The 24,471-nt window shown below is 38.5% G+C and carries 26 protein-coding genes; 10 read left to right on the forward strand and 16 right to left on the reverse strand.

The genetic code is table 11. The features are described 5' to 3' along the window. Positions 1-135: 135 nt before the first annotated feature. The gene (locus ABJH98_RS11130) at positions 136-1,395 is read left to right on the forward strand and encodes an MFS transporter (protein WP_348307748.1); all 1,260 of its coding nucleotides are present in this window, start codon (positions 136-138) and stop codon (positions 1,393-1,395) included. Here ABJH98_RS11130 and ABJH98_RS11135 read toward each other — a convergent pair. From ABJH98_RS11135 to ABJH98_RS11145, 3 genes are all read right to left on the reverse strand, one after another. Next, entirely contained in the window at positions 1,385-2,479 is a 1,095-nt protein-coding gene (locus tag ABJH98_RS11135) for an acyl-CoA desaturase (protein WP_348307749.1), read from the reverse strand. The genes ABJH98_RS11130 and ABJH98_RS11135 overlap by 11 nt on opposite strands. 134 nt (positions 2,480-2,613) lie before the next feature. Beyond that, positions 2,614-3,501 carry an alpha/beta hydrolase gene (locus tag ABJH98_RS11140; protein ID WP_348307750.1) on the reverse strand — a complete coding sequence of 296 codons (888 nt, stop codon included), beginning with the start codon at positions 3,499-3,501 and terminating at the stop codon, positions 2,614-2,616. Between the two features lie 93 nt (positions 3,502-3,594). After that, positions 3,595-5,241, reverse strand: a complete 1,647-nt coding sequence (locus ABJH98_RS11145; protein ID WP_348307751.1) for a Zn-dependent hydrolase — start codon at positions 5,239-5,241, stop codon at positions 3,595-3,597. 260 nt (positions 5,242-5,501) lie between these two features. Between ABJH98_RS11145 and ABJH98_RS11150 the strand changes: the two genes are divergently transcribed. After that, a complete protein-coding gene (locus ABJH98_RS11150; protein ID WP_348307752.1) occupies positions 5,502-5,744 on the forward strand; it encodes a hypothetical protein in 243 nt (80 codons plus the stop codon). A 13-nt stretch (positions 5,745-5,757) separates the two neighbouring features. On the opposite strand, the gene ABJH98_RS11155 is transcribed toward ABJH98_RS11150, so the two are convergent. After that, positions 5,758-6,351, reverse strand: coding sequence for an HAD-IA family hydrolase (locus ABJH98_RS11155; protein ID WP_348307753.1), 594 nt, complete (start codon positions 6,349-6,351; stop codon positions 5,758-5,760). 84 nt (positions 6,352-6,435) lie between these two features. Between ABJH98_RS11155 and ABJH98_RS11160 the strand changes: the two genes are divergently transcribed. From ABJH98_RS11160 to ABJH98_RS11170, 3 genes are read left to right on the forward strand one after another with little or no spacing between them, the layout of a single operon-like run. Beyond that, positions 6,436-6,672 (forward strand): hypothetical protein, encoded by a 237-nt coding sequence (locus ABJH98_RS11160; protein WP_348307754.1) that lies wholly within the window; start codon positions 6,436-6,438, stop codon positions 6,670-6,672. Positions 6,673-6,731: 59 nt separating this feature from the next. After that, a complete protein-coding gene (gene modB / locus ABJH98_RS11165) occupies positions 6,732-7,409 on the forward strand; it encodes a molybdate ABC transporter permease subunit (RefSeq protein WP_348307755.1) in 678 nt (225 codons plus the stop codon). Further along, entirely contained in the window at positions 7,403-8,017 is a 615-nt protein-coding gene (locus ABJH98_RS11170) for an ATP-binding cassette domain-containing protein (protein ID WP_348307756.1), read from the forward strand. Before modB ends, ABJH98_RS11170 begins: the two co-directional genes overlap by 7 nt. Here ABJH98_RS11170 and ABJH98_RS11175 read toward each other — a convergent pair. Then, a complete protein-coding gene (locus tag ABJH98_RS11175) occupies positions 7,990-8,751 on the reverse strand; it encodes a sulfotransferase domain-containing protein (RefSeq protein ID WP_348307757.1) in 762 nt (253 codons plus the stop codon). The genes ABJH98_RS11170 and ABJH98_RS11175 overlap by 28 nt on opposite strands. A 131-nt stretch (positions 8,752-8,882) precedes the next feature. Between ABJH98_RS11175 and ABJH98_RS11180 the strand changes: the two genes are divergently transcribed. Then, positions 8,883-10,223: a serine hydrolase gene (locus ABJH98_RS11180; RefSeq protein ID WP_348307758.1), complete on the forward strand. Its 1,341-nt coding sequence runs from the start codon at positions 8,883-8,885 to the stop codon at positions 10,221-10,223. Here the strand turns inward: ABJH98_RS11180 and ABJH98_RS11185 are convergent. Next, positions 10,220-12,841, reverse strand: coding sequence for a hypothetical protein (locus tag ABJH98_RS11185; protein ID WP_348307759.1), 2,622 nt, complete (start codon positions 12,839-12,841; stop codon positions 10,220-10,222). The two genes, ABJH98_RS11180 and ABJH98_RS11185, sit on opposite strands and share 4 nt — an antisense overlap. Positions 12,842-12,895: 54 nt before the next feature. Here ABJH98_RS11185 and ABJH98_RS11190 point away from each other — a divergent pair, with 54 nt between their 5' ends. After that, complete coding sequence (locus ABJH98_RS11190; RefSeq protein WP_348307760.1) at positions 12,896-13,513, forward strand: class I SAM-dependent methyltransferase; 618 nt, start codon at positions 12,896-12,898, stop codon at positions 13,511-13,513. A gap of 84 nt (positions 13,514-13,597) precedes the next feature. Then, positions 13,598-14,494: a DUF6089 family protein gene (locus ABJH98_RS11195; RefSeq protein WP_348307761.1), complete on the forward strand. Its 897-nt coding sequence runs from the start codon at positions 13,598-13,600 to the stop codon at positions 14,492-14,494. Here the strand turns inward: ABJH98_RS11195 and ABJH98_RS11200 are convergent. Together ABJH98_RS11200 and ABJH98_RS11205 are read right to left on the reverse strand one after the other, a co-directional pair. Continuing rightward, positions 14,485-15,603 carry an aminotransferase class I/II-fold pyridoxal phosphate-dependent enzyme gene (locus ABJH98_RS11200; RefSeq protein ID WP_348307762.1) on the reverse strand — a complete coding sequence of 373 codons (1,119 nt, stop codon included), beginning with the start codon at positions 15,601-15,603 and terminating at the stop codon, positions 14,485-14,487. The two genes, ABJH98_RS11195 and ABJH98_RS11200, sit on opposite strands and share 10 nt — an antisense overlap. Positions 15,604-15,606: 3 nt before the next feature. Further along, complete coding sequence (locus ABJH98_RS11205; protein WP_348307763.1) at positions 15,607-16,197, reverse strand: sugar transferase; 591 nt, start codon at positions 16,195-16,197, stop codon at positions 15,607-15,609. A gap of 66 nt (positions 16,198-16,263) precedes the next feature. Here ABJH98_RS11205 and ABJH98_RS11210 point away from each other — a divergent pair, with 66 nt between their 5' ends. After that, positions 16,264-16,920: a DUF4159 domain-containing protein gene (locus tag ABJH98_RS11210; protein ID WP_348307764.1), complete on the forward strand. Its 657-nt coding sequence runs from the start codon at positions 16,264-16,266 to the stop codon at positions 16,918-16,920. Here the strand turns inward: ABJH98_RS11210 and ABJH98_RS11215 are convergent. From ABJH98_RS11215 to ABJH98_RS11245, 7 genes are all read right to left on the reverse strand, one after another. Beyond that, entirely contained in the window at positions 16,917-17,483 is a 567-nt protein-coding gene (locus tag ABJH98_RS11215; protein WP_348307765.1) for a pentapeptide repeat-containing protein, read from the reverse strand. The two genes, ABJH98_RS11210 and ABJH98_RS11215, sit on opposite strands and share 4 nt — an antisense overlap. A gap of 3 nt (positions 17,484-17,486) precedes the next feature. Then, complete coding sequence (locus tag ABJH98_RS11220; RefSeq protein ID WP_348307766.1) at positions 17,487-18,095, reverse strand: helix-turn-helix domain-containing protein; 609 nt, start codon at positions 18,093-18,095, stop codon at positions 17,487-17,489. A gap of 65 nt (positions 18,096-18,160) precedes the next feature. Then, entirely contained in the window at positions 18,161-18,424 is a 264-nt protein-coding gene (locus ABJH98_RS11225) for a DUF2024 family protein (RefSeq protein WP_348307767.1), read from the reverse strand. After that, positions 18,424-19,152 carry a hypothetical protein gene (locus ABJH98_RS11230; RefSeq protein ID WP_348307768.1) on the reverse strand — a complete coding sequence of 243 codons (729 nt, stop codon included), beginning with the start codon at positions 19,150-19,152 and terminating at the stop codon, positions 18,424-18,426. Before ABJH98_RS11230 ends, ABJH98_RS11225 begins: the two co-directional genes overlap by 1 nt. Positions 19,153-19,199: 47 nt before the next feature. Next, the gene (locus ABJH98_RS11235) at positions 19,200-19,433 is read right to left on the reverse strand and encodes a thioredoxin family protein (RefSeq protein ID WP_348307769.1); all 234 of its coding nucleotides are present in this window, start codon (positions 19,431-19,433) and stop codon (positions 19,200-19,202) included. A 99-nt stretch (positions 19,434-19,532) separates the two neighbouring features. Next, the gene (locus ABJH98_RS11240) at positions 19,533-20,432 is read right to left on the reverse strand and encodes a DUF5050 domain-containing protein (RefSeq protein ID WP_348307770.1); all 900 of its coding nucleotides are present in this window, start codon (positions 20,430-20,432) and stop codon (positions 19,533-19,535) included. A gap of 76 nt (positions 20,433-20,508) precedes the next feature. Further along, entirely contained in the window at positions 20,509-21,165 is a 657-nt protein-coding gene (locus tag ABJH98_RS11245; protein ID WP_348307771.1) for a LysE family translocator, read from the reverse strand. 101 nt (positions 21,166-21,266) lie between these two features. Here ABJH98_RS11245 and ABJH98_RS11250 point away from each other — a divergent pair, with 101 nt between their 5' ends. Next, positions 21,267-23,555, forward strand: coding sequence for an FdhF/YdeP family oxidoreductase (locus tag ABJH98_RS11250; protein ID WP_348307772.1), 2,289 nt, complete (start codon positions 21,267-21,269; stop codon positions 23,553-23,555). A gap of 30 nt (positions 23,556-23,585) precedes the next feature. Here the strand turns inward: ABJH98_RS11250 and ABJH98_RS11255 are convergent, their stop codons facing one another. Then, the gene (locus ABJH98_RS11255; RefSeq protein WP_348307773.1) at positions 23,586-24,467 is read right to left on the reverse strand and encodes an arsenite methyltransferase; all 882 of its coding nucleotides are present in this window, start codon (positions 24,465-24,467) and stop codon (positions 23,586-23,588) included. Positions 24,468-24,471: the final 4 nt, after the last annotated feature.

Below are 24,471 nucleotides of genomic sequence, written 5' to 3' on the forward strand. Positions count from 1 at the left end.
AGTATTAATAAGAAAAAGCTAAAATATGATTGCCATGCTATCAGTTGATTACTTTAATATTATGTTTTGTTTGTCATAGAACTGTCTACATCAAAGTACTGTAATCCATAATTTTTAAGTCAATAAATCAAAGATTTGCCTACTAACTCCTCACATCCAAATACCTTCAAACTGCTTCTACTCATTCTCGCAGGCGAATCCATATTTTTTCTTCCATTTGTCTTAGCCAGAGTTTTTCGACCTACTTTTTTAGCTGTTTTTGAGATTACTAATCTGGAATTAGGTTCTCTTTTTTCGGCTTATGGAGTGATAGCCATGGTTTCTTACTTTTTTGGAGGGCCATTGGCCGATCGATTTTCTCCGAGGTTACTCATGACTATCGCGTTGCTAGCCACAGGGTTGGGAGGGATTTATTTGGCATATGCACCTTCTTTTTCTGCTCTTCTTTGGCTGTACGGTTTTTGGGGTTTGACTACCATACTACTCTTTTGGGCCGCACTAATAAAAGCCACCAGATCACTTGGTGGCTCCTCGTTTCAAGGAAGAGCTTTTGGGTTTCTTGAAGGTGGTAGAGGATTTATAGCAGCCTTTGCTGGTACTATAGCTGTGGGAATATTCTCCTGGTACTTGCCTGAAGAAACTGGAACAGGTACAATAGCCGAACAACAAATGGCCTTTCAATATGTGATTTTCTTTTTCTCTGGTTGGGTGATTTCGATTGGACTGTTGATATGGATATTTTTTCGAAGCACTCAGCAGGATACTTCCGAAGAGCATCCTAAAATATCCCTTGATCAAGTAGCTCACATTGCGAAAGAACCTAAAATTTGGTGCCAGGCCATTATCATAGTTTGTGCTTATGTAGGCTACAAAGTAACTGATGACTTTTCTTTGTTGGCCAAGGATATCTTAAATTATTCAGAAGTAGAAGCCGCGCAAGTGGGTGCTTTAGCGCTTTGGATGAGAATGATTGCCGCTATAGCAGCTGGTTTTCTTGCTGATCGAATCAGACAATCTTCAAAAGTTATTTCTTGGGGGTTTGGTGTCATGATTCTTAGTGGTTTGGCTATTGGATCTGGGTGGCTTCCACAACATATTCCCTATTATTACATTTTAGCAATCATATCCACCTGTTTGGGAGTTTACGCTGTGAGAGGATTGTATTTTTCACTTGTTCAAGAAGCCCAAATCCCATTAGAAATCTCCGGAACTTCGATTGGATTAATTTCTGTTATTGGTTTCACACCAGACATTTTTATGGGCCCATTGATGGGCTATTTATTGGATGGAAATCCAGGTGCTCTTGGACATCAATTGGTTTTTCTGTTGCTAGCAGGATTTGCTTTTGTAGGGCTAGTTGCTACTAAATTTTTTCAGGATTCAGTTAAGCCGTAGCTTTCTTCCCAAGAATGTGCAACATTCTAAAATGGCTTTTAATAGCATCTAAAAAAGTAGGAAACTCATGGTAATGAACATTAAACTCTTTCGCAGTTCGGCTTACGATGTGTGAGATGTGCTGATAATGCACATGACAGATATTTGGAAAAAGATGATGCTCCACCTGATAATTTAATCCTCCGATCAACCAAGAAAATAGCTTTCCTTTTTTGGCAAAATTGGCTGTAGTATTCAACTGATGAATGGCCCAGCAGTTGTCTATACTTCCACTTTCATCTGCTTGATAAAATTGTGTGCTATCCAAAACATGGGCAGACTGGAAAATTAAGGCAAGAATAATCCCACAGATAAAATGCATCGTAAGAAATCCTATTAGGATTTGCCACCAGGGCAAATCTAAAACCAACATCGGCAACAAAAATGTAGCACCCAGATAAAGGAGTTTGTTTAAAGTAATTTGAAGTATAGCTCCGTTGAGCGTCACTCCTTGTGCAGATAATAGCTTTTTTTTATTGAACCTAGAAATTTGCTCGAAGTCTTTGCTAAATGTTTTGTACAATGAAAGTAATCCGTACAAAAAGGGCGCATAAAATGCTTGATACTTATTAATATTTCTCCTTTTTTGATTAGGCGAAAAACGTAAAATCTGATTATTTAAATCTTCATCATATTCATGCACATTGGTGGACGAATGGTGCAATACATTGTGCTGGATCTTCCAAGTGACATGGTATGATCCAATGACATTTAATAAATACCCTAAAACATTGTTGACAGATTTTTTGTTTGAATAGGCCCCATGATTGGCATCATGCATGATCGAAAGCCCAATTCCGCACATGCCTAGTCCCATGACACTCCAAAGTATCATCATGCTCCAAAAACTCTGAACAAGACCCGATACAAGAATGGCAAATGGCACTAAGTAAAGCCCTAACATAAAAGCAGTTTTCAGCTGCATGTCAGTATTGGCAAATTTTGAAATCTTATTATCTGTAAAATGCTTGTTTACCCGCGTTCTCAACTCGGTCACAAAATCGGTCTCTTGTGTTCGGTTGAACCTAACAACTGCTTTCTTCATATCCTTCTTAATGCTATCAACTCGGAAGATAGGCTAACTAAAATTAAGTACGCCACTATTCAGGTCATTCCAAAGAGTCTCTGCAACATTTAAATGAGAATGTTACTATATCAAGAAAAAACAGAACAATACAACTAAGATTTTTCTTTGTCGGAGTTTATTTCTTCTAATGCCTTGTTCAAGAATTCATTAAAAACGGCCGGTTGCTCTACCATCGGAAAATGTCCTGTCTTATCCATTTCGAAAACACTAAATTTCAATCCAGTATTTTGCAAACCATTCGTATCAACTGGAGACATGCTGCTTGATATTAAAAATATTGGTATTTGAAGACTGGATAACCGATCTACTTCTGAATGGTCATAACTCAGATAGGAGTCAATCGCTGCAATTGCAGATTCAGGATTTGCCATTTTATAATCATGGACAATTCTACTTCGGATCAAACTATCCGTATCTTGATGAATCAGGTAATTATCAACATACATCGAGGAATTAGAAGCAAAATCAGATTTAAGCCAATCCACAAAACCATCGGCCTCGGCTCTCAAATCCTCAGTCAATATTTGTCCAACCTCTTTAAAATTATCTACACCAATCAAGGCAATCACTTTATCGTTTTGCTGTGCAGCTTCAAGAATTATCCGTCCTCCCATAGAATGACCGATCAGAACCACTTGCTTTAAATCAAGCTGATTAATGAGTACTTTGATGTCATTAGCATACGATGCTATGGAATATTCTCCGCTTAAATTAACAGATTCTCCAAAACCTGGTAAATCCATGGCAATGACTTGATAGTCATCATCAAACCTGTCCTGCTGAAATGACCAATAGGACTTGTTAATATTCCAACCATGAACAAACAACAAGGTGATTTCCCCTTGTCCAGCTATCGAATAGCTAATTTTAGATTGGTCGGTAGTCAAATATTTGTTCAAAATATCAGTTGGTTTTTTTCTGTTTTGCTGACAAGAAATCATTACCAACATCAACATTAAAGCGTTTAAAATTCGTCTCATGCTTTTCAATTTAGATCAAATACAAAAAAGATCCACTCGGAGTGAGTGGATCCAAAGCAATATCATAATGTATCTTTTCTAATTAAAGTTGGCTTAGCTATTGTCGGATGTAAGACCAAGCACCTCAACTCCTTGTTTAAACACAATATCTCTCGGAATGCCTGCTGCACTTACTCGATCCAAATCTTTTTGCAATTCAGGACCTACTATACCCTTTTCGTTGAATAAAGCATCCACTCCTTCATAATCTCCATCGCCCTGCAATGTTAAGATTACACCCGAAAGTGAATTCATGGCAGCTTGAAATTCTTCAAAGTTGACTTTGTAAGTTCCGTTTTCAGCATTGTAACTAAAAGCATTTTGCTCTTTGAAATAATTGAATCGAATCATGTTTGCTTTGCCATGCGCACTGCTAGCTCCAAATCTCACAGATCGAAAAATACCCGCTAAAAAGGTCGTATAATAGTCCATCAATTCTCCTTCAATTTCACCCTTTTGTTGAAGCTGGGTCACCATATACAATCCAAGAATATCTGCCTTACCTTCTTCCAAAGCAGAACCATGTTCCTTGAGTGCTTGTCGGACGGTTCCGCTTCCATCCAAGGTGTTTTTGATTCCCAAGCCATGTGCTACTTCATGAAACATAGTATTTGCAAAAAAAGCATCGAAAGTGACATGCTTACGCTGTGACTCATCAATCAACAAATTATTGATAGGCAGCATTATTTTATCATATTTTGCCCTCATTGCATTTTTCAGTTGCAACCTACGCGTTCCTTTTTCTAGCTGTACTCGTTCATCATTGGGCAAATTGATGGCAATGGTTTTGCCTCCTGCATTACAATCCCCAGCGTAATACACCACATCGTAAGCATTCAAATCGGAATCAGTTCCTGGTTTTTCTTGTTTATATGCATCTGCTACCGGAAGATTTTCCTGAAGTTCTGGTAAGAAAGAAACGAATTTTGCCAAGCGCTCACTCCATTCCATATCTTTAATGAGCACATAGGCTTCATGAGCGGCTTTGTAGTTGTATAGCTTGTCTTCATAATTCTCTATGGGCCCCACTACAAAATCAATTTTATTAGATTTCATATTCATCCATTCCAAATCGCTGGCTAAATATTCATCATTCAGCAAGGCGTCTGCTCGCAAACTCAAGTAAATACTAAAATCTTCATCCTCTGCCAGTTCGGCTGCCTGCCTTAGTAGATGAGCAGCTTGACCGAGTTCCTCAGCAAAAGCAACATTAAATGGTATCGTATATAAATCACCGGCTTCATTCCGTCTGATTAACGTATAAAGGCTTGTTTTAGCCGGGTCATCGAATGCCTCGAATTCCTCTTTTGTCATATCTTCCGGATAATATTGCGCACCTGCCGGTTTTTCACCCACTCCTGCCACAAAAGATTCATCTCCCCGAAGTCTATCCCAAGGCCCATAATTGATCGTTGCAAACTGTCGAGTTGCATCATCAGGCAAACTTTCCATCAAGGCATTTTTATCCCCATAGGCCTCTTTCCAAAAAATCCCATCCATAATTTTTGATACTTCGATGAGAATGGGGATCAATTGACGTTGATTATCTGATAAATGGCTTAAATCTGCTGTCAAGGTATATTCCGCATATTCACTGACTCGACTTTTCATGTCGATTGCTGGTGTTTTCTGTTGAGTTTCTTTTGGTACACAAGAAAAAAGTGTGGCGTAAAACGCCAAACAAAAGCTAATTTTTTTCATCTGGATAATGGTTTTGATATCTTGTGAAGATAACAAATGCCAGCAGTAATCTAATAAGTCAATCCAGTCTAATTTGAATTAATTCAAGAAATTAATCGCCTATATTAAACCAAATTGAGTTTTAGGTACGTTTATTGCTATAAATAACGAAATGAATTGGACAAAACCTAGATATTTAGAAAAATCGGGTTATATTCCATATAAGAAACTAATAACTAACAATCCACGTTGGTTAGTTATGTAAACTAGAATTATTAAGTATGGCGGAGCAAAAGCAAAAAGGAAGACCAGCAACAAAACCAGTAGCACTAAAAGAAGGATATTATATTGAATTGAGAACGAAAGGCTCTAGTTCTGCGATCAAATTACGCAGAAACAGTATGGCCGAAATAGAATTTGCCACAAAGCAATACGAGAAAAGCAAAATAGTAAACTATCTAGGTCAAGTCAAAGATGGCAAATGGTTAGATGGTAAAAACAAAGGCAAGAAAACAAGCTCCTAATCGCTTTAGAATTTTATAAGTATTTAGTCACATCTACAACCTTCATCCCAGCGGCTTTTGCTGCTTGCATGCCAGGTTTTCCGTCTTCAAATACGACACAATCTTCAGGTTTAACCTTAATTAATTCTGCACATTTCAGAAATGTTTCTGGATGCGGTTTGTAATTGGTAACCTCTGTAGCTGTGACTACATGCTGTATATATTGACTGAGTGAAAACTGCTCGAACAATTCATTCACGACATTTCTGTTGCTACCTGTACCTACCGCCATTGGCAACTTCCCATAGTTTAGCTTAATAATTTCAAACACTGGATTAATCAAGTGAATTCGATCTAGATTGCTTTCCACATATTCCTTTTTTGACTCAAGCGCTCGCTCCATATCAAAATTTTTAATTCCAAAATCCTTTGCTATGGCTCTCATGGTCTCTTTGGTAGGAATACCTCCCCGACTTTCAAAAACATCTTTTGGATAATGAACTCTATAAGGAGCTAGCGCATGATTGTATCCATCGTGGTGCAATGGCATAGAATCAATAATGGTACCGTCCAAATCAAAAATTAATCCTTTTACACCAGACGGAACAGGGATGGTTATTGTCTGCATTCAATTATTTTTGCTACAAACCTACGTGGATACGACACAACTGTCAATGCTTTATCGTTAGATAATTGTTAATACCAATCATTTATGATTAATCTAAGAATTACTACAAAATACAAGGAAGAGGAGATTTGGAAAAACCAGCTGAAAGAATGGTGCGTAGCGCATCAAGTGATTGAGGATCCTTTATTGGATGATCCCGTCATACTGGAAGGCAAAAACAAAGCCGAAGGAATAGAGGCCATCCAAGCATTTCTCAAAGAATACAAAACTTTTATGGATGATTGGAACGATTGTCGATGTGATAAATGGATGGACAAATAACATGCTTAGGTCAATGATAATTCACTTTTACATTCTCATTCCATAACTTCACAAGCTCAATGGAAGATTTTTTGACCCCACTTTGGCTGAGCTGTAAATTAGCTTTTATTACTACATTTTCACTATTCATAATCGCTGTGCCGATTGTATATGGATTGTCGATGAAAAAATTCTTTGCTCAATCAATTGTAAAAGTAATCATCGCACTACCCTTGATTCTTCCTCCATCTGTTCTGGGTTTTTACCTTCTCATAGCTTTGCAGCCCAATAGTTACCTTGGATCTTTTTGGAATATGGTGTTTGATGCTCGTCTTGCTTTTAGCTTCGAAGGCATTCTGATTGGATCCATTATTTTCAGTCTTCCTTTCATGGTAAATCCAATTTTGTCCGCCATTGAGAATTTACCGCACCACTTAAGTGAAGCCTCCTATTCGCTAGGCAAAACCAAATGGCAAACATTCCATAAGGTACTTCTACCTAATATTCGCCCCTCTATTATATCGGCAGCCATCCTCACTTTCGCTCATACGATCGGTGAATTTGGTGTCATTTTGATGATCGGTGGTAATATCCCGGGAGAAACTAGAGTAGCCTCCATTGCTATCTTTCATGAGCTCGAAAGCATGAATTATGACATGGCCAATCAGTACGCTGCAGTACTTTTAGTGTTTTCCTTTGTGGTACTATTGTTAGTCCAGTTTATTCATAAAAACCCAACACGCCCGATCATATGCTGAAGCTAGATCTTAAATTGAATTTTAAAACGCATCAAATAGACTTAAAAACAGCCATTCAGTCTGGTGATACTTTGGGTATTTATGGTAAGTCAGGAATTGGCAAATCCACCCTTCTCAAAATAATTGCTGGAATCCAAAAGTCCAGTCAAAGCATGATTATTCACAATGATATAATATGGAACTCCAGATCTAATGGCAGTCAAGTGCTATCAAAAGATCGAGAAGTGGGTTTGGTCTTTCAGGATTTTGCACTTTTCCCTAACCTCACAGTAAAAGAAAACCTGGAATACGCTCGAAGAATTTCTGATGCCGACTTTGACCAATTGGTATTCACCCTCGATATTGAAAATATTCTTGATAAAAAATCCACAGATATTTCTGGAGGTCAAAAGCAACGAACAGCTATAGGAAGGGCTATGGCTTATGATCCAAAGGTTATTTTGATGGATGAACCATTTGCCGCTTTGGATGATGGGATTAAATCAAAGATTAAATCATTCCTAAAATCTTATATTTCAGATCGCAATAAAATAGCAATTATCGCAAGTCATGACTATGCTGACCTCGAATTTTTCACTGATCAGATTGTAACCTTACAAGAGGTATAAAGTCGATCCAAATCACTCTTAATCTCTTCAAAATTTGAGATTAAATCTTCAAGTGATGCTGAGTTTTGTTTGTTTAATAACGAAAACATAGACATGGGCTCAACCCCAAGAAATGACTGGAGATCTTCCAATTCTTTCCTCGTCTGACCAACCAATTGCTCATAAGTCGTTTTATACTTTTTATGGTCTCCAAGCAGATTCAAAACTTGACTTCGTGAACCTTTCCTTTCTTTAATAAAGGCTTCCAGTTCTTCAATATTAATTGACAACTTATCTACTTTGGATGTTCCTTTTGCATCATTACTCCATGATTGAGTCTTCTCTGCGATTTTTAAAGAAACAAAACACTCAACCATATTTTCCCTTTTCAAATCAATGATTTTGATTGACTTGTTTTCACTAATTTCAGTGAGTAGTTTTTTGAATTTAGGATCAGAAAGTTGTTCGTAAAATATCTTACAACCGATGGCTTTAATACTTTGGTGATGATCATGCCAAATGGTTTTTTCTAAACTCTGAGTCAAATTTCGCTCAGTTAGCAGTTCTCCATAAGAAAGAATCTGGTCACTTGAATTTAATAAGGTATGCAGCCAAGTAGAGCCCGTCCGTGGATCACAAAGAATTACAAATCGTTGAAAATCATTCGTACGACAAAATGGTAAATTATTTAACAACCATTTTCTTTTTAGTACGGTTTGTGTTTTCCAATATTTGATTCCTAGTCTATTCAGCACTTAAAATTTGCCTTATGTTAAATTATCATTCAAATAAAATGATTCTTTCAGATCCGCTTTAAAATATTACCACCAAATACTAAGTTAGTGCTAAATGCTGAGGAAGAATTGAACATAGAATTATTGAACTTATGAAAATATTGAAATGGATTGTAGTAGCAACTCTCTTTTGCGGTTTTGTTGCAGGAGTTTTAACCTATTACCCAAAACTTGTAATCATGTCAGGGTATTCTGCAAAAGTAGCTTGTTCATGTACATTTATAGGAGGTTTGGATGAAGAGACAATCTACAACAAGGAATTAAACTTTGCTCCAGCCAATTTGGTGAAATTCAAAGTTGACAGAATAAACCAGACCGTGACTGCATCAGTATTTGGTCTACAAAAAAAAGTCGCAGTTTATCGAGAAGGGCTTGGTTGCGCATTATTGACAGATTTAGGGCCAAAAGATGCCTTCCGAGAAAAAATACAACCTCATCAACCAAAGCATGATAGCCTTGTCAATTGGTTTGACCATAGAGTAAATCCAACTTCGGAAGCCTTATCAAATGCAATAAATAAGGCATTTGAAGAAAAAGACCCCAGCAACTCAACAAAAAATACTCGTGCTGTTCTAGTCTTGCATAAAGGCAATATCATTGGAGAACAATATGCACCTGAAGTGGATCAAAACACGCCACTTTTAGGTTGGTCCATGACCAAAAGTCTGACTTCTACTCTCTTCGGTATGTTGGTTGACCGAGACATCGTGCACATAGATGCTGAGACTGACATACCTGCATGGGAGAATGACAGAAGAGCAAATATCACTTGGAAGCATTTGCTGCAAATGAATAGTGGACTTCGATGGAAAGAGGATTATGCAGACCTCAGCGACGCGGTTACCATGCTATTCAATAGTGATGCCATTGGTCAATATGCTATTAGCGTACCTGCAGAATCTGACCCCGGCGTTTGGAATTACTCCTCTGGCACTAGTAATATTATTTCTAGCCAAACGAGAAGGTTTTTCAAATCAAAAAAAGACTATTTGAATTTCCCATATGATAGCCTTTTTTATCGACTTGGCATGTATAGCATGCTCATAGAAACTGACGCTACTGGAGAATTTGTAGGGTCTTCCTACGCATGGGCAACAGCAAGAGACTGGGCAAGAATAGGTCAATTGTATCTCCAAAATGGAGTCTGGGAAGGAAAACAAATAATTTCTAAGGATTGGATTTCGTTTATTCAACAACCCGCCCAAGGATCAGAGCAGCTTTATGGTGGTCATTTTTGGATTAATAGTGGTGGCCATTTTCCAAATGTGCCTCTGGATGCCTATAGCATGAACGGTTTTCACAGTCAAAGAATTATGATCATTCCTTCCAAAGAATTAGTGATTGTACGTCTAGGAGTCACCTACAAGCGCGGTGACTTTGATTTTAATGAATGGTATGGTCAGATAATTGATGCCGTAGATAGTAGTTACTAATCTTCACAAACTAAGTTTTCGTAGGCTTCTTCTCGGTAGGCTTCTGAAAATAGCTTATTGCCATTGGTATCATAATAAACCACCACATAGATATCGGCCTCAGGAACCGCAGTTTCCGTAAAATAAAGTTGCACTTCATCATTACCCAAGTTCATCACATCGTGAAATACTGTTGGAATTATCAAGCCTTTGGCGCCATGATATACGCCATAACCCTCCTCTTTTCTCACCAGTAATATTTTTTCATTGGGTGAATCCCTAATAAATTCGTAATAAAGCACATCAGATAGCACATTTACGCCATCAGACATGCTGACTATTTGCCAAACGCCATGGTTGAGCCCTAAAAAACTCGAATCTGACCAATAAGCTATTTGCTCATATCCTGGTTCCACACGGACATTATTGAATTTATCCAACAATCCATATTCACCTTCCTGATTTACAATAAATAATTCTGAGTTATACGACTTGATTTTTTCCTGATAATCCATTCGCAATAGCACACGATCTTTAAAGTTGTATGCACCAAACTTCCCATACAACAAGACGGGAGCCACCCCATCTTCTACAGCACTTATGGCATCATATCTAATCCTCATAATCAGACGACCATCAATTCCAACAGCACCATATTTACCATTTTTCTTCACATAAAAGGCGCTATCTGAAATATATCCTAGCTCATCACAATCCACCCGAAATTGCTCTACTCCATCTTTATACAGGATGTTTTTTCCTCTTTCTTTCACCACCAAATAGTGGGTATCTGTCTGAATTTTTGGACCAATGGACTTAAGATATTGGTCTTCTACAATTTCTATTATCCTCTTGTTTGGGAATATAGCTAATCCATCTCTCCCTCTAAAAACAATCGCAATATCCTCCCCTAACAATTTGAGTGAATCAACTCCGATGATGGGTTCATCATAGATATTTTTGTTGTAAACAAACCATTTTTCGTTCCTTGTAAGCCCTAACCATTCAGCATTTTGGAGTACCCCCTGATAAATATTGGAAGAGAGCTGACCCAACTCCGGATCAAAAGTGGTGTAGCCCTCAGCTAATTCTATTACCCAAGTTTCATGTCGAGTATTTATTCTCTTGGTGGATTCAGGAGTAATCACTTCCAAACGATGATTTAACAGGACTTCTGTGTCTTCATGAAACCCAATGATATATTTTTCATTAATTAACTCAACTTCTTCAAATGGCAAATCCACCGCGAAAGATTCGTCCCTTGCCTGTCTTATCTGCTCCCTATTGGAAACCCCAAAATTTTCACCTTTTTGAAAAACCCAAAATGACCCCTTAAGATAAATATCGTCAAATGTCGGTTTTATATATTCTGTACCCGAAACAGACATTACTCCAAGCTTTCCTTCCATTTCATACACCAGAAGACTGTTATCTACTAGCTCCAAGTCATCATAGATTGGATTTACAAGTCGGAAACCTGATTTATGTATCACTCCAACTTTGCCCCCTTCTTCCACCGACAACAACCCTCTTCCTAAATCCTCAACTCGTCCATCGTAACCATCAAAAACCACATCTCCATTTCGATTGATCAACTGTTTCGTACCCGCCGATTCTATCGCAAGCAACTCGTCAAAAACATTTCCACATCGATAAGTATCCTGAATTTGTTGAAATGTCTCGTTTATAAAAACATCACCGTTCAGGTTGACAAACTGAAAAATTTCATCTCGTAAGGTTATTGCCAATGGTTGTTGATTCAGTTGCTCCAGCTGCTTCACGGAATCCACGAAACTGGTTTTGATCTCCAAGACATCACTTAATCTAGTGAAGTTAACTTCATCCAAATAGTACAACATGTTCAGCGTTCTTGTAGCAAGGACTTGATTATCATATTTATAATAAAAGTCGATCATTCGACGTGAGTCCAGTTCTCCAACATAATCCTCAAAAATTTTCCTCTCGATCGAATGTCTGTAAGGCGTACTGGGTTCAACGATTAAAAATTTTTCTAAATCTTCTATTCTTCCAGACCCCGTTTTTTCTTCATAAACCAATTTATCATATTGAATTTGTGCCTTTTCCACTTGATTTGCTGATGGGTACTTGGATATAAAATCGGCATAGGCCTGCCAAGTATGCTCAGACTCAACTTCACTAAAAATCAATTGATTTCTTATGGAAACAGCCTGATCAAAATCGGCTGCTCCACGGTATATCTCAATATAATGCTCATAGGCTTCTATATCATTTTTATTAGAAGCCACGGTAAAAGCCATGCTATCAATAGCAATTTTTTTATTCTTTAAATCATACTCAAAAAGGTCTGCATCTTCCAATTCATCCAGATGATCTTCGTCTTGCTCTTTGATATGTTCACAAGCATATTCAATAAAAAAATGGGCAGTGTCTAGGTGAAATTTTGGGTAATTCTCATTGGAGTAAAGTAAAGCCCAAACATATTCAGTGGCAGGATTAAGACTATCTTCTTCCATGGACTTGGTCAAAATATCCTCCACTTTTTCGAAATCACCCTTTTCATAAGCACGCATGGCTTGCTTAGTTTTCTCAGCTAATAAAATTTGAGGAAACGAACAGAATATGACGAAAACAGAAAAGAATAGAAGTCCTTTTTTCATACTGTTGCTAAATTAATAAATTCGCCATCATTACCTCAACGTCAATTTCATTCGATGACTATACAGCAACTCAATAAATTTTTAGGAAATATAGATCTGTATCTGCTGGATCAGATACTAAAGAATAAAATTGCTCCAGATGTGAAAATTTTAGATGCGGGTTGTGGAGAGGGGCGCAATTTGATTTACTTCTTAAACAATGGGTTTGAAGTACAAGGAATAGATCAAAATTCAGATGCTATTCGAATGTTAAAATTTATTATTGGATCTAATTATCCTACCTATTCAAAGGATCTATTTCAGACAGGAGATTTAGTCGAACTACCTTATCGATCCAATCATTTCGATTATTTGATTTGTTCGGCGGTCCTGCATTTTGCACAATCTGAGGCTCATTTTTGGCAGATGTTTAAAGAACTGGACAGGGTACTTGCTCCAGGAGGAACTCTTTTTATCCGTATGACTTCGAACATTGGACTCAATGGGCATGAAAAACTTACCAATGGATTGTTTCAGCTAGCAGATGGAAGCCAGAGGTTTTTACTCAATGAAAATATTATCCAAACTATTCTTGATAAATATGGCTTCAGCAAAATTGAACCAGTCAAAACAGTCATTGTAGAAGATCAAAGGTGCATGACTACACTTGTACTTAAAAAGACTAAGCCATAAAATTGACAATTCTGGCATATTGATTCAATACGTCCGTTATCTTTTCGTTGATTGCATTAAATTTACCTCGTTGCACATGTGTTTATGATTAGAAAACTAATTCTACTTTCCATACTAGTCCTGACATCCCTAGTCAGTCAGTCCCAAAGCTTTTTGGGGTGGCAATTACATGATAGGTACTTTTCAATCTATGCTGGCACTGGCTGGACAGGATACATGGGAGATCTCACCAACGGAAATCCATTTTCGAAAGGACTAACTCACATGAATTTTGGTGTTGAAGCCAGACTACTTACCCGAATCGGAGCGCGAGTTCAATTTTCTAGATATAAATTAGAAGGCACAGATAAAAATGCAGCGGACAGTTCTTTCAATCGCCAGCGCAACTTGTCATTTCATTCAACCAACTATGAATGGCAAGTAGAAGGAGTCTATTACTTTTTGAAATACAGAGGGAAGTACCACAAAAGGCGAACCTACGAACCATACATAGCAGCTGGATTTGGGATGACCTATTACAATCCTAAAGCTGATTACACAGATATCAACGATGTAACTACAACCTATGATTTGCGTGACATTGGCACAGAAACTGAGTCATACGGCAATTCAGCATGGATAATCCCCGTCAATTTAGGAGTTAAAGCTGCGTTGAATGAGTTTTTAAATTTATCCCTCGATCTAGGTTATAGGTTTGCGTTCACTGGTCATTTGGACGATGTAAACGGTATTTATGGAGGTCCTTTTGAAGACGGATCAATAGAAGCTACTTTGAGTAACAGGAAAAATGAAGTACCTGAAATCAATGAAGGAGCCTATGATGCATTGGTGCCAGGTGCGCAAAGAGGAAATGGCAAAAATGATGGGTATTTTTTAGTGAATATTAATATCGAATTGTACCTACCACAAGACTTATTTAGATCCAAAAATGGAAGGCAGAGAAAAGAGAAGATATTAGGCAAACCTTCGGCCTACGACTGATTGATTACTCCTTTCAGTTTCTCAATTGCATAAGCTTGCTGGTTATGAGTCAAACCACACCCAGAAGGCAAACAAAGACCTCGTTGAAATAAATTATCCGAAATCTCACCTCTAATCACTTTTTCGTTCTGAAAAATTGGTTGTAAATGCATCGGTTTCCACAGCGGTCTTACTTCAATATTGAAAGAATCCATTTGCTGAACAATAGATGCTATCTCAAGATTCGAATCTTGATCAAAAAGCACACACGTCAGCCATCGGTCAGAAGTCACACCATTTGTTTCTTGCTGAAACTCACACCCTAAAGATGATAATTCAGATTGATACGTTTCAAAAATTTGCTGCTTCTTTTCTACACGATCAGACAATGTCTTGATTTGAGCAACTCCCAGAGCAGCCAAGACATTGCTCATTCTATAATTATATCCAATCGCTTCATGATGGTAGCCTATGCCATTGGATTTGGCTTGAGTAGCCAAATACAAGGCTTGCTCCGCCTCTTCTTTGTTATTTGTCACAAATGCTCCTCCACCAGATGTAGTAATTAGTTTGTTACCATTAAATGATAAAATACCACGAGAAATATGTTTCCCTATTTTCTCTCCATTTACTTTTCCAGCCAAACATTCTGCCAGATCATGTAATAATGGAATCTGGTATTTTTGACCCAGTTTCTCCAGTTTAAAGACATCAGCTGGCATTCCATATAAATGTGTAGGCACCATAGCTTTCACTCCATTGGACTCGGACAAATACTCTTCTACCAACCGAGTATCCATATTCCACGAATCAGATTCAGCATCTACAAAAACTGGAACCCCTCCTTGATAAATGATGGGATTGACTGCTCCAGCAAATGTAAGATTGCTCGAGAGCACTCTATCGCCTTTTGCCACTCCTAAAGTCATTAAACCTAAGTGAAGTGCGGCGGTTCCTGACGCGGTAGCTACTGCATATTTGAAACCAGTAACTTGGCATATTTCCTCCTCAAACCGTTCTAAATCCGGCCCCACAGGTGCCAACCAATTGGTATCTAGGACTTTTTGGAAAGCCTTAATTTCATCTCCTGATTGATGTGGGGGCGATAGATAAATCCTTTCTTGCTTCAAAGATCAGCGGATGTTTTCTTTGTAACCCATAAACTTCGAATCAGGTAAATCCTTCCTCTTGCCTCCTCCTAATAATGTCATTGTTTTGAATGCAATTTTCAAATCCATCCAAAAACTCAAGTGATCTACATAATAGGTATCCAAATCTAATTTTTCCTTCCAGCTTAATTCATTGCCTCCATTTACCTGCGCCCAACCAGTAATCCCTGGCAATACCCACTGACGCTTTTTATGTTCATCAGAGTACAAATTCAAGTATTCCATCAAGTAAGGCCTGGGACCGATCAGACTCATTTCGCCTTTCAATACATTCCAAAGTTGTGGTAATTCATCTAGAGAATATCTTCTCATCCAGCTGCCAAATTGTGTTACTCGATTCGCATCACTTGCATGCCCATCATTCATAGTTTTGAATTTAAGGATATAAAATGGTTCTTCTAAAAGACCCGGACGCTGCTGAGTGAATAATACTGATTTATGATCCAAATAAACTGCGCAAGCAATGATCAATAATATTGGTGACAGCGCTACTAGAAGTGTCAAAGCTATCAGCTTGTCAAGCACCAATTTTACAGATTTATAGCAAGGTATCATTTTAAAAAATCTTTCTACGGTTTAGCAGCATATCTCAAACAAATATATTACGTTTATCATTCAATTATGACAAAGTACGTACTCCTCTATATCTGTCTACTTATATCCTTTGCCTCTGTTGGTCAAAGCCAAATTCAACTAGCCAAGCTCAAATATGATGGCGGCGGAGATTGGTATGCCAACAAAACCGCTTTGCCCAATTTGGCTTCCTTTTGCAATAGGCACCTAAGAATGGATCTTGAAAAAGTAGATGAAGTCGTCGAAGTAGGTAGTCCTGATATATTCTTGTATCCGTATGTCTACCTTACGGGTCATGGCAATGTGGTTTTCAATTCCCGTCAAGCCGAAAACCTTAGAAAATATATGATCGCAGGAGGTTTCCTCCATATCGACGACAACTATGGCATGGATCAATTCATCAGATTGGAAATGAAAAAGGTTTTTCCTGAATTAGAGTTTGTAGAACTGCCATTTAACCACCCGATCTATGACCAAAAATTCAAGTTTTCAAAAGGACTACCAAAGATTCACGAGCATGACGGAAAGCCTTCTCAAGGATTAGGTTTGATCTTTGAAGGTCGATTGGTCTGTTTCTACTCTTATGAGTCTGATCTAGGCAATGGCTGGGAGGATCAGTCCATTTATAACGATCCAGAGAGTAAACGACAAGAAGCACTAAAGATGGGAGCTAATATATTGTCTTATGCGTTCATGAATTTTTAATCTACTCTAATATCAAACTGATCTAATAAACCAATCAGACCCTCTCTTGAAAATCTAGCCTTGACTACTTTGTTGTTTTGAGGATTGATTGAGAAATGAGTAGCGGTCCTAAAGTCTGCCTTTTCTAAATTGGTGTTGTCAAATTGAGCTTTGGTGAGATTACATGCTAAGAATTTGGATTCACTCAAATCTGCTTCAACAAAGTCGGTTTCCTCTAAACTGCAATGATCAAAAGTCGTTCCTTTCAATTTCAGTTGATAAAATGAAGCCAAATTCATCAAACACTTCTCAAAGTTCATTTCTAACAAGAATGGATTGCACGAAGAAAAATCCACACCCTGCAATTTACAGCCTATAAATCTCACATCCTTGAATGCCGTATCTCCTAGCTTCACTCCCGAAAAATCACAGTCCTCAAACTCGCAATCCATAAATACGCGATGAGACAAGTTCACCTCAGTAAAGAGACAGTTTTTGAAAACACAACTTTCATATTCACCATTTGAAAATCCATCTTGAGCATAGTCTAAGTTTTCAAAGGTTTGGTCGTAAAAAGATTCCATGTTTTAGGAATTTTTTGATTCGTATTCCGGACAATCGATTCTGATCTCTTCGCTACCAAGTGGTTGGTTGAGGAAATGGCAATAATCCTGATCAGTCTTTTTTTCATGAAATTGGCATGAATAGCACGTACGTTGTACACTGAGGATTCCTGACTGATTCAGCTGAAAAATCAAGTTTGACAAGGATTGGTAGATACTTGCTAGCTGTTTGTTTTCCAGTTTCTCCAACTCCGTCCCTACAGGAGCCGCGAACTGTTCGATGCCTTCCAATATCTGTTTTCCATCAGTTGTAAGTCCAATGATATAGCTCCTACTATCACCACCAGCATCTTTCTTTTCGATGTGTCCTTTGAGTAATAATACCCTTACTGCATCACTAACCGTGGGTTTGGTTACATTGAACTCCTGTGCCAGATAGCTCACCTTACACAGGTCTGGCTTGTGATAAGCCACAAAAACGATGATTTGAATTTGAATCGGGCTCAACCCTGTAGCTTTCGATTGATCCCATAAGAGCGTTTTGAAAACTTCTGAAATTCGCTCCAACCCCACCACCACTTTACTGGTGAGGTTTTGTTGCTGTGACTCCGTATCAAATGCGCTCTTTTTCATAAAATTGTCCGACGAGCATGATGCTCGTCAGACAAAGTTAGTATTCCTAATTAGTAAGTCAAGCTTCAATTACAGTTTTCAAATTCTATGATATCGAAACCTTTTCCCTCAATAGCCCGAACGGTCATATCAGTGGCACTTTCAATGTGACAGAATTGACACTTTTTAACCTCAACATGCTCTATATCCAGACCCTTGCTTGCCAAAAACTGAATGGCGTATTCAAGTATTTGATTACTCTCTTGCACTTCTGTTGAAACGAGAATATCAAAATGCATCAGTAAACCATCCGTACGATGGACATAGGTATCCCAAACTGCAATATCCATTACTCTGCTTTTACCTGATACGGAAGAGACAAATCTCCACTGGCTATAGCATACACTTCATAGACTCCCAACATGGGTTTGTCACTCAAAGAAGTATTCACTTGCATATAAGCCGTCACGCCGTCATAACTAAAAGACGTTTGGTTATTCATTCGATACATCGGTACAATAACTCTGATAAATGCTCCATCGGTGACCACCTGAAAACCAGGCGAATCCATATACATGGGCATACCTGGATTGGTTGGAGGAAGTACCACCTCTGGATCAGCAGCATCAAACTGTTTCACAGCAAGCCCTCCATCCACTCGGTCGTCTTCTACAAGCACCACCCAATGGGCGTGCCATTCCACTCCATCATTATCATATAACTTATCATTATTTTCATCCCATAAAGGCGTGTCATCAAAGTCTGGGTGTGCTGTAAGTGCCATAGCCACTATTCCATCAGTAGACGAAAAACCAACATCTGTGGGTTTTAAGTTGGTTGGAAAAACATAACCTAACACAGGAGCACCATCGAGTTGCCCAGCAGCTGTGGGAACAGAAGCACCAGCTGCTCCTTCAACTTCTATCTCCCAAATATTGATTCCAAATTTATCCAAGTGAGTGACTTGTACAGACTTGATCAATAGATTTTGATCTTCAGGTTTTATATCCTGAGATTCTTCGCATGCTCCTACCGTAATCGATAAGAACATTAAAGTTAACATGAGTATATATTTCATAATACGATTTTTAATAAGGATTCCTAACTTTTAATTTCAAAAAAATATTAAGCCTTCAAATCAGAAATTGAAGCACCAAAATTAATATGCAATACCTGACCTGATGGTGTCACCAAAGCCGGTACTGACTGTACACCTGCTTGCTCCGCCACACCAACCTTGGCCTGATCCTCTCCTAAATGAATGACTTCTACTGCATTCGCATTCATCAAACTTAGAATCTCCTGCTCGGCACTGACACATACCGGACAACCCGCGTGATAAAAAATTGATTTGTTCATAATTATTCATGTTTTGTGTTTGACAATATTGTCAATACAATTATAGTAAGGATTCCTTACTTTATACTAATCCAAAGTAGATATTTTTTTAATTATCAATTAATCCTTTCTAAATGCAAAAGAAGGCGCATAATTATAACCCGATCGGGTAAGCGGCTTTTGGTTAGAGCCGTCAGCATTCATCAAATAGATTTGTTGATTATTGCGCTTATTGCCTCGTTCGAAGACAATAAGATTGCTATCAGGAGACCATCTTGGTCTGATATCCATAAGTGAATCATTCGTCAAACGAGATGTTCTACCCGTTGATATATTCATCTTGTAGATTTCCATATTACCCTCTTGATTACCATAATACAGGATTTCGCTTTTATTCGGAGCCAGTTGCGGCATCAGCTTGTCTCCTTTCCCTGAACTCAGTTGTTTACTATCCGAACCATTTGGCTTCATACTATAGATTTGATATGCACTAGACACTTTACTTGAATAATAAATCCGATTGTCAGATGCCCAAGTAGGCATAGTATTGTTTCCACCATTAGAAATCTGTTGGATATCATTGCCTTCCGATGTCATAGTAAATATCTCTGACCCACCGTTTCGGCTCGATACGAATACTATTCGTTTGCCATCAGGCGACCAGGAAGGACTATATTCTGCACTATTTGCATCCGTAAGTTGTTTAAAAGTTTGTGTCTCCAAATTCATGAGCCAAATCTTCCACCAGCCTTTACGCTCTGAAGTAAAAACCATGTACTTTCCATCGGGAGACATCATTGGACTACTGTCCTTCCGAGGGTGATCCGTAATTTGCTTCAATCTACCGTTTTGATTGATAGAATAAATATTGTCATTATTGTTAAGCTGCTTGGTAAACAAGATATCATAATCCTGCTTTACTACTTTTTCTGATGCTGTTGTAAATGTCGTCAATTCAGATTGTGCTGATGCGTTCCATCCAACTACAAGTGTCAAAACTGTATTCAAAATTCTTTTCATACCACTCGATTACGCTGGGTACACCATTAGGTTTGTCAGAAAAATGACCAATCTACAAGTATCTGATAAAGTCTTTTTATTTTGACCCACTAAAACCACCTGGCTTATTCACCATAAAAGTTAAAAGCCCGAGTGTGATGTAAATGACAGCACTGAGATACTTTTGCATATGGACATAGCGCATACTTGACCTGAAGTACTTCACCAATTTGCCTGATAGCAGCACATAACACATATCGCTAATAAATGCAATGGCCAAAAATAACATGCCCAAAAACAGTATCTGTGAAGTGGTACCTCCCCGATCAGCATTGATGAATTGGGGCAAAAAAGCAAAGAAAAATATCCCTGATTTAGGACTGAGTGTATTTACAATAATTCCCTCATAGAATATCTTACCTAATGATTTTTTCTCGGTTTGGACAGATGCTAAAGAGGTGGATTTATCCCTCAATTTCTTAATACCTAAATAGATCAAATAGATGGCTCCACCATATTTCAAAATAGAGAATGCAGTGGCCGATGCTAACAATAAGGCAGATATCCCAACAGCGGCTGCCACCACATGAATCATTGCACCTACACCTACTCCGAGAGCCGAAACCAACCCTGCTTTATAGCCTTGTTCCATGCTTTTCATCATAATATACAGAACAGCCGGGCCTGGCACAACAATCAAAATAGTGGCTGCGGTAACGAATAATAGAATGTTCTCTGGACTAGGTAAGATCATAATCAATTGGTTAGTTTTCGTTAAATATAAATCAGGATTTACAATTGGAATCTTAGTCTTTACATTTTACTTTCCATTCGCTTTCAGTTAACTTCAAACCTATGAATACAAGAAAGGTTTCAATTGTTCCCCCAGAAGAATTTTCCAATCTCAAATTTCAGCCAGCGCCTGAAAGCTCGGTAGGTTTACCTGCTGTAACTTCAGCAATGAAACACATCAGTGAAGAAATAGGGATCATTGATGGACTCAAAGTAATTAACAAAATGAATCAACATGGTGGGTTCGATTGTCCTGGCTGTGCCTGGCCAGATCCTGACCATGAGAGGTCAGCATTAGGAGAATACTGTGAAAATGGTGCCAAAGCAATCGCCGAAGAAGCCACCAAAAAACGTGTGAATACTGACTTTTTCAGTACACATAATGTAGAAGAAATGAGTGACTGGAGTGACTATCAAATTGGTAAATCAGGTAGAATCACTGAACCTTTCTACATGGCAAAAGACAGCTCTCATTACCAACCTATTAGTTGGGAAGAAGCATTCTCAAAAATAGGAAAAAAACTTAAGTCTCTGGATAATCCAAATGAAGCAGCTTTTTATACCTCTGGACGAACCAGCAATGAAGCAGCTTTTATGTATCAGCTTTTTGCCAGAGAGTTTGGCACCAACAATCTACCAGACTGCTCAAACATGTGCCATGAGTCTAGTGGAACTGGCCTAAGCAAAACTTTAGGGATTGGCAAAGGTTCTGTGACGTTAGAGGACATTCATCAATCTGAATTAGTCGTGGTTATTGGTCAAAACCCTGGAACCAATCACCCACGCATGTTGATGGCTTTGGAAAAATGCAAACAAAACGGAGGAGCCATAGTGTCAATAAACCCCATCCATGAAGTAGGCACCAATGTATTCATAGATCCACAAAATCCTTTAAAGATTCTAAAGGGTGGCACTAAGCTCGAGGATTTATACATACAAGTTAAAATCAATGGAGATGTAGCTTTGCTCAAAGCAACTTTACTTTTGATGCTCAAAGCGGAAGAAGATCGCCCAGGAACGGTATTTGATCATGATTTCATCGAGCGGAAATGTGACAACTACCAAGAATTCATTCATCATTTGCGCGAATCAGATTTTGGTACTTGTGTGCAAGAAAGTGGACTCACTGAAATAGAAGTCAGGCAATTTGCAGACTTGCTCATTTCAAAAAAGAAAATCATTTTTTGTTGGGCCATGGGTCTCACGCAGCATGAGAATGGTGTGGAAAATGTACAAGAAATCGTCAACATCCTATTACTCAAAGGCAGCATCGGAAAACCCGGAGCAGGAACCTGCCCTGTTCGCGGACATAGTAATGTACAAGGCGATCGAACCATGGGCATTTGGGAAAAGCCCAAAGAAGCATTTCTAGCCAAACTAGATGAACAATTTGGAATTAGTAGCCCAAGAAAACATGGTTTTGATACTGTGGAAACCATACGTGCGATGGATGCCGAGCAAATCAAAGTCTTCATTAGTATGGGAGGCAATTTTATTTCTGCCACCCCGGATAGCCAATTCACAGGAGAAGCCATGAAAAAATGTGAATTGACGGTTCAAATTTCTACGAAGCTTAATCGATCACATTTGGTAACTGGCGATGAAGCTATTATTCTTCCCTGTCTGTCCCGTTCCGAATCAGATCTGCAAAATGGCAAACAACAATTTGTCACTACTGAAAACTCTATGGGTGTGATTCAGAAAAGTGAAGGAACATTTGAACCTGCTTCGCCTCAGCTGCTAAGTGAACCAGCCATAGTCGCTGGAATAGCCCAAACCACTTTGTCTAAATCCAAAACCAATTGGCAGGAGATGATATTAAATTATGACACGATTAGAAATCATATCGAAGCAGTTATTCCCGGCTTTGAGAACTACAACAGTCGAGTCAGAAAAAAAGGAGGGTTCTATTTACCAAATGGTGCCCGAAGTGGTGAGTTCAATACCGAATCTCAGAAGGCCGTATTCACCATCAATCCATTACCTAAAAATACGATTGATGCCAATCATTTCGTATTGATGACCATCAGATCTCATGATCAATTCAACACCACCATATACGGTATGCATGATCGCTATCGTGGTATTCACAACGAACGAAGAGTACTTTTGATGAATCCTAAGGACATGCAAAAACATGGTTTTGAAAAAGAACAGGTCGTTCATCTTACTAGCCATTACGGTAAGGAAACTCGCGAAGCTAGAAACTTCAAAATCATTCCTTACAACATAGCAAAAGGCTGTCTCGGTGCCTACTTTCCAGAAACGAATGTACTCGTTCCTATCAATCATGTGGCTAGAGAAAGTAATACTCCTGCATCAAAGTTTATAGCCGTTTCTGTGAGCACTTAAAGCATACAGAAAATAGCCTATTGCACACTTTTAGCAACAACCACTTCCTGGTTCGCAACTATTTTGCAATTCCGAAAGCTTCACTTTTGGTTTGTTTGATTTGGCTCCAGGCTTTTCTGCATAGACCGTGATACTAAAAATTCCTGTCGTTCCATTTTTGAAATCCGTCAGTGCTTGATCATCTAAATACTTCAATAAAATATCATCCGGAATTTCAATTGTCTTTTCTTTCTGAATGGTGATTTTAGCAAAACCCTGTGCTTCAATAAAACCTAAATAATCCTCTTTTTGAATCGCACCAGATACGCAACCTGCATACATTTCGGCGTCGTGCTGAAGAGCCTCTGGCAACTCGCCTACTAGCACAATGTCAGAGATACTAAAATGCCCACCTGGTTTCAATGATCTGAATATTTCAGCAATCACATTTTTCTTGTTTGGTACTAAATTTAGTACACAGTTGCTTACAATCACATCAGCGGTATCCTCAGCTACTGGCATCTTTTCAATGTCTCCATAGCGAAATTCCACATTGTTGTACCCAAGTTTATCCGCATTGATTCTGGCCTTTTCGATCATTGGTTCGGTGAAATCGATCCCAATCACTTTGCCCGTTTCACCCGTTTCATGCCTGGCAATAAAACAATCATTTCCTGCACCAGAGCCTAGATCAATCACTACATCACCTTTCTGAATGTTGGCAAATGCAGTCGGCAAGCCACAGCCCAATGCCAAATCGGCATCCGCTGCATATCCCTCCACCTCGCTATAGTCATCAGTCATAATATTGTAAACTTCACCCGAAGATGGAGTGGCTCCACAACAGGACGAAGCATTTATAGCCGTTTCTTGGGTGGCTATCTTTGCATATTTATCTTTTACGATTTGTTTTAATTCTTCTGATGTGCTCATGACT

The sequence above is a fragment of the Reichenbachiella sp. genome (assembly GCF_039969095.1).
In the GTDB taxonomy this organism is placed as follows: domain Bacteria; phylum Bacteroidota; class Bacteroidia; order Cytophagales; family Cyclobacteriaceae; genus Reichenbachiella.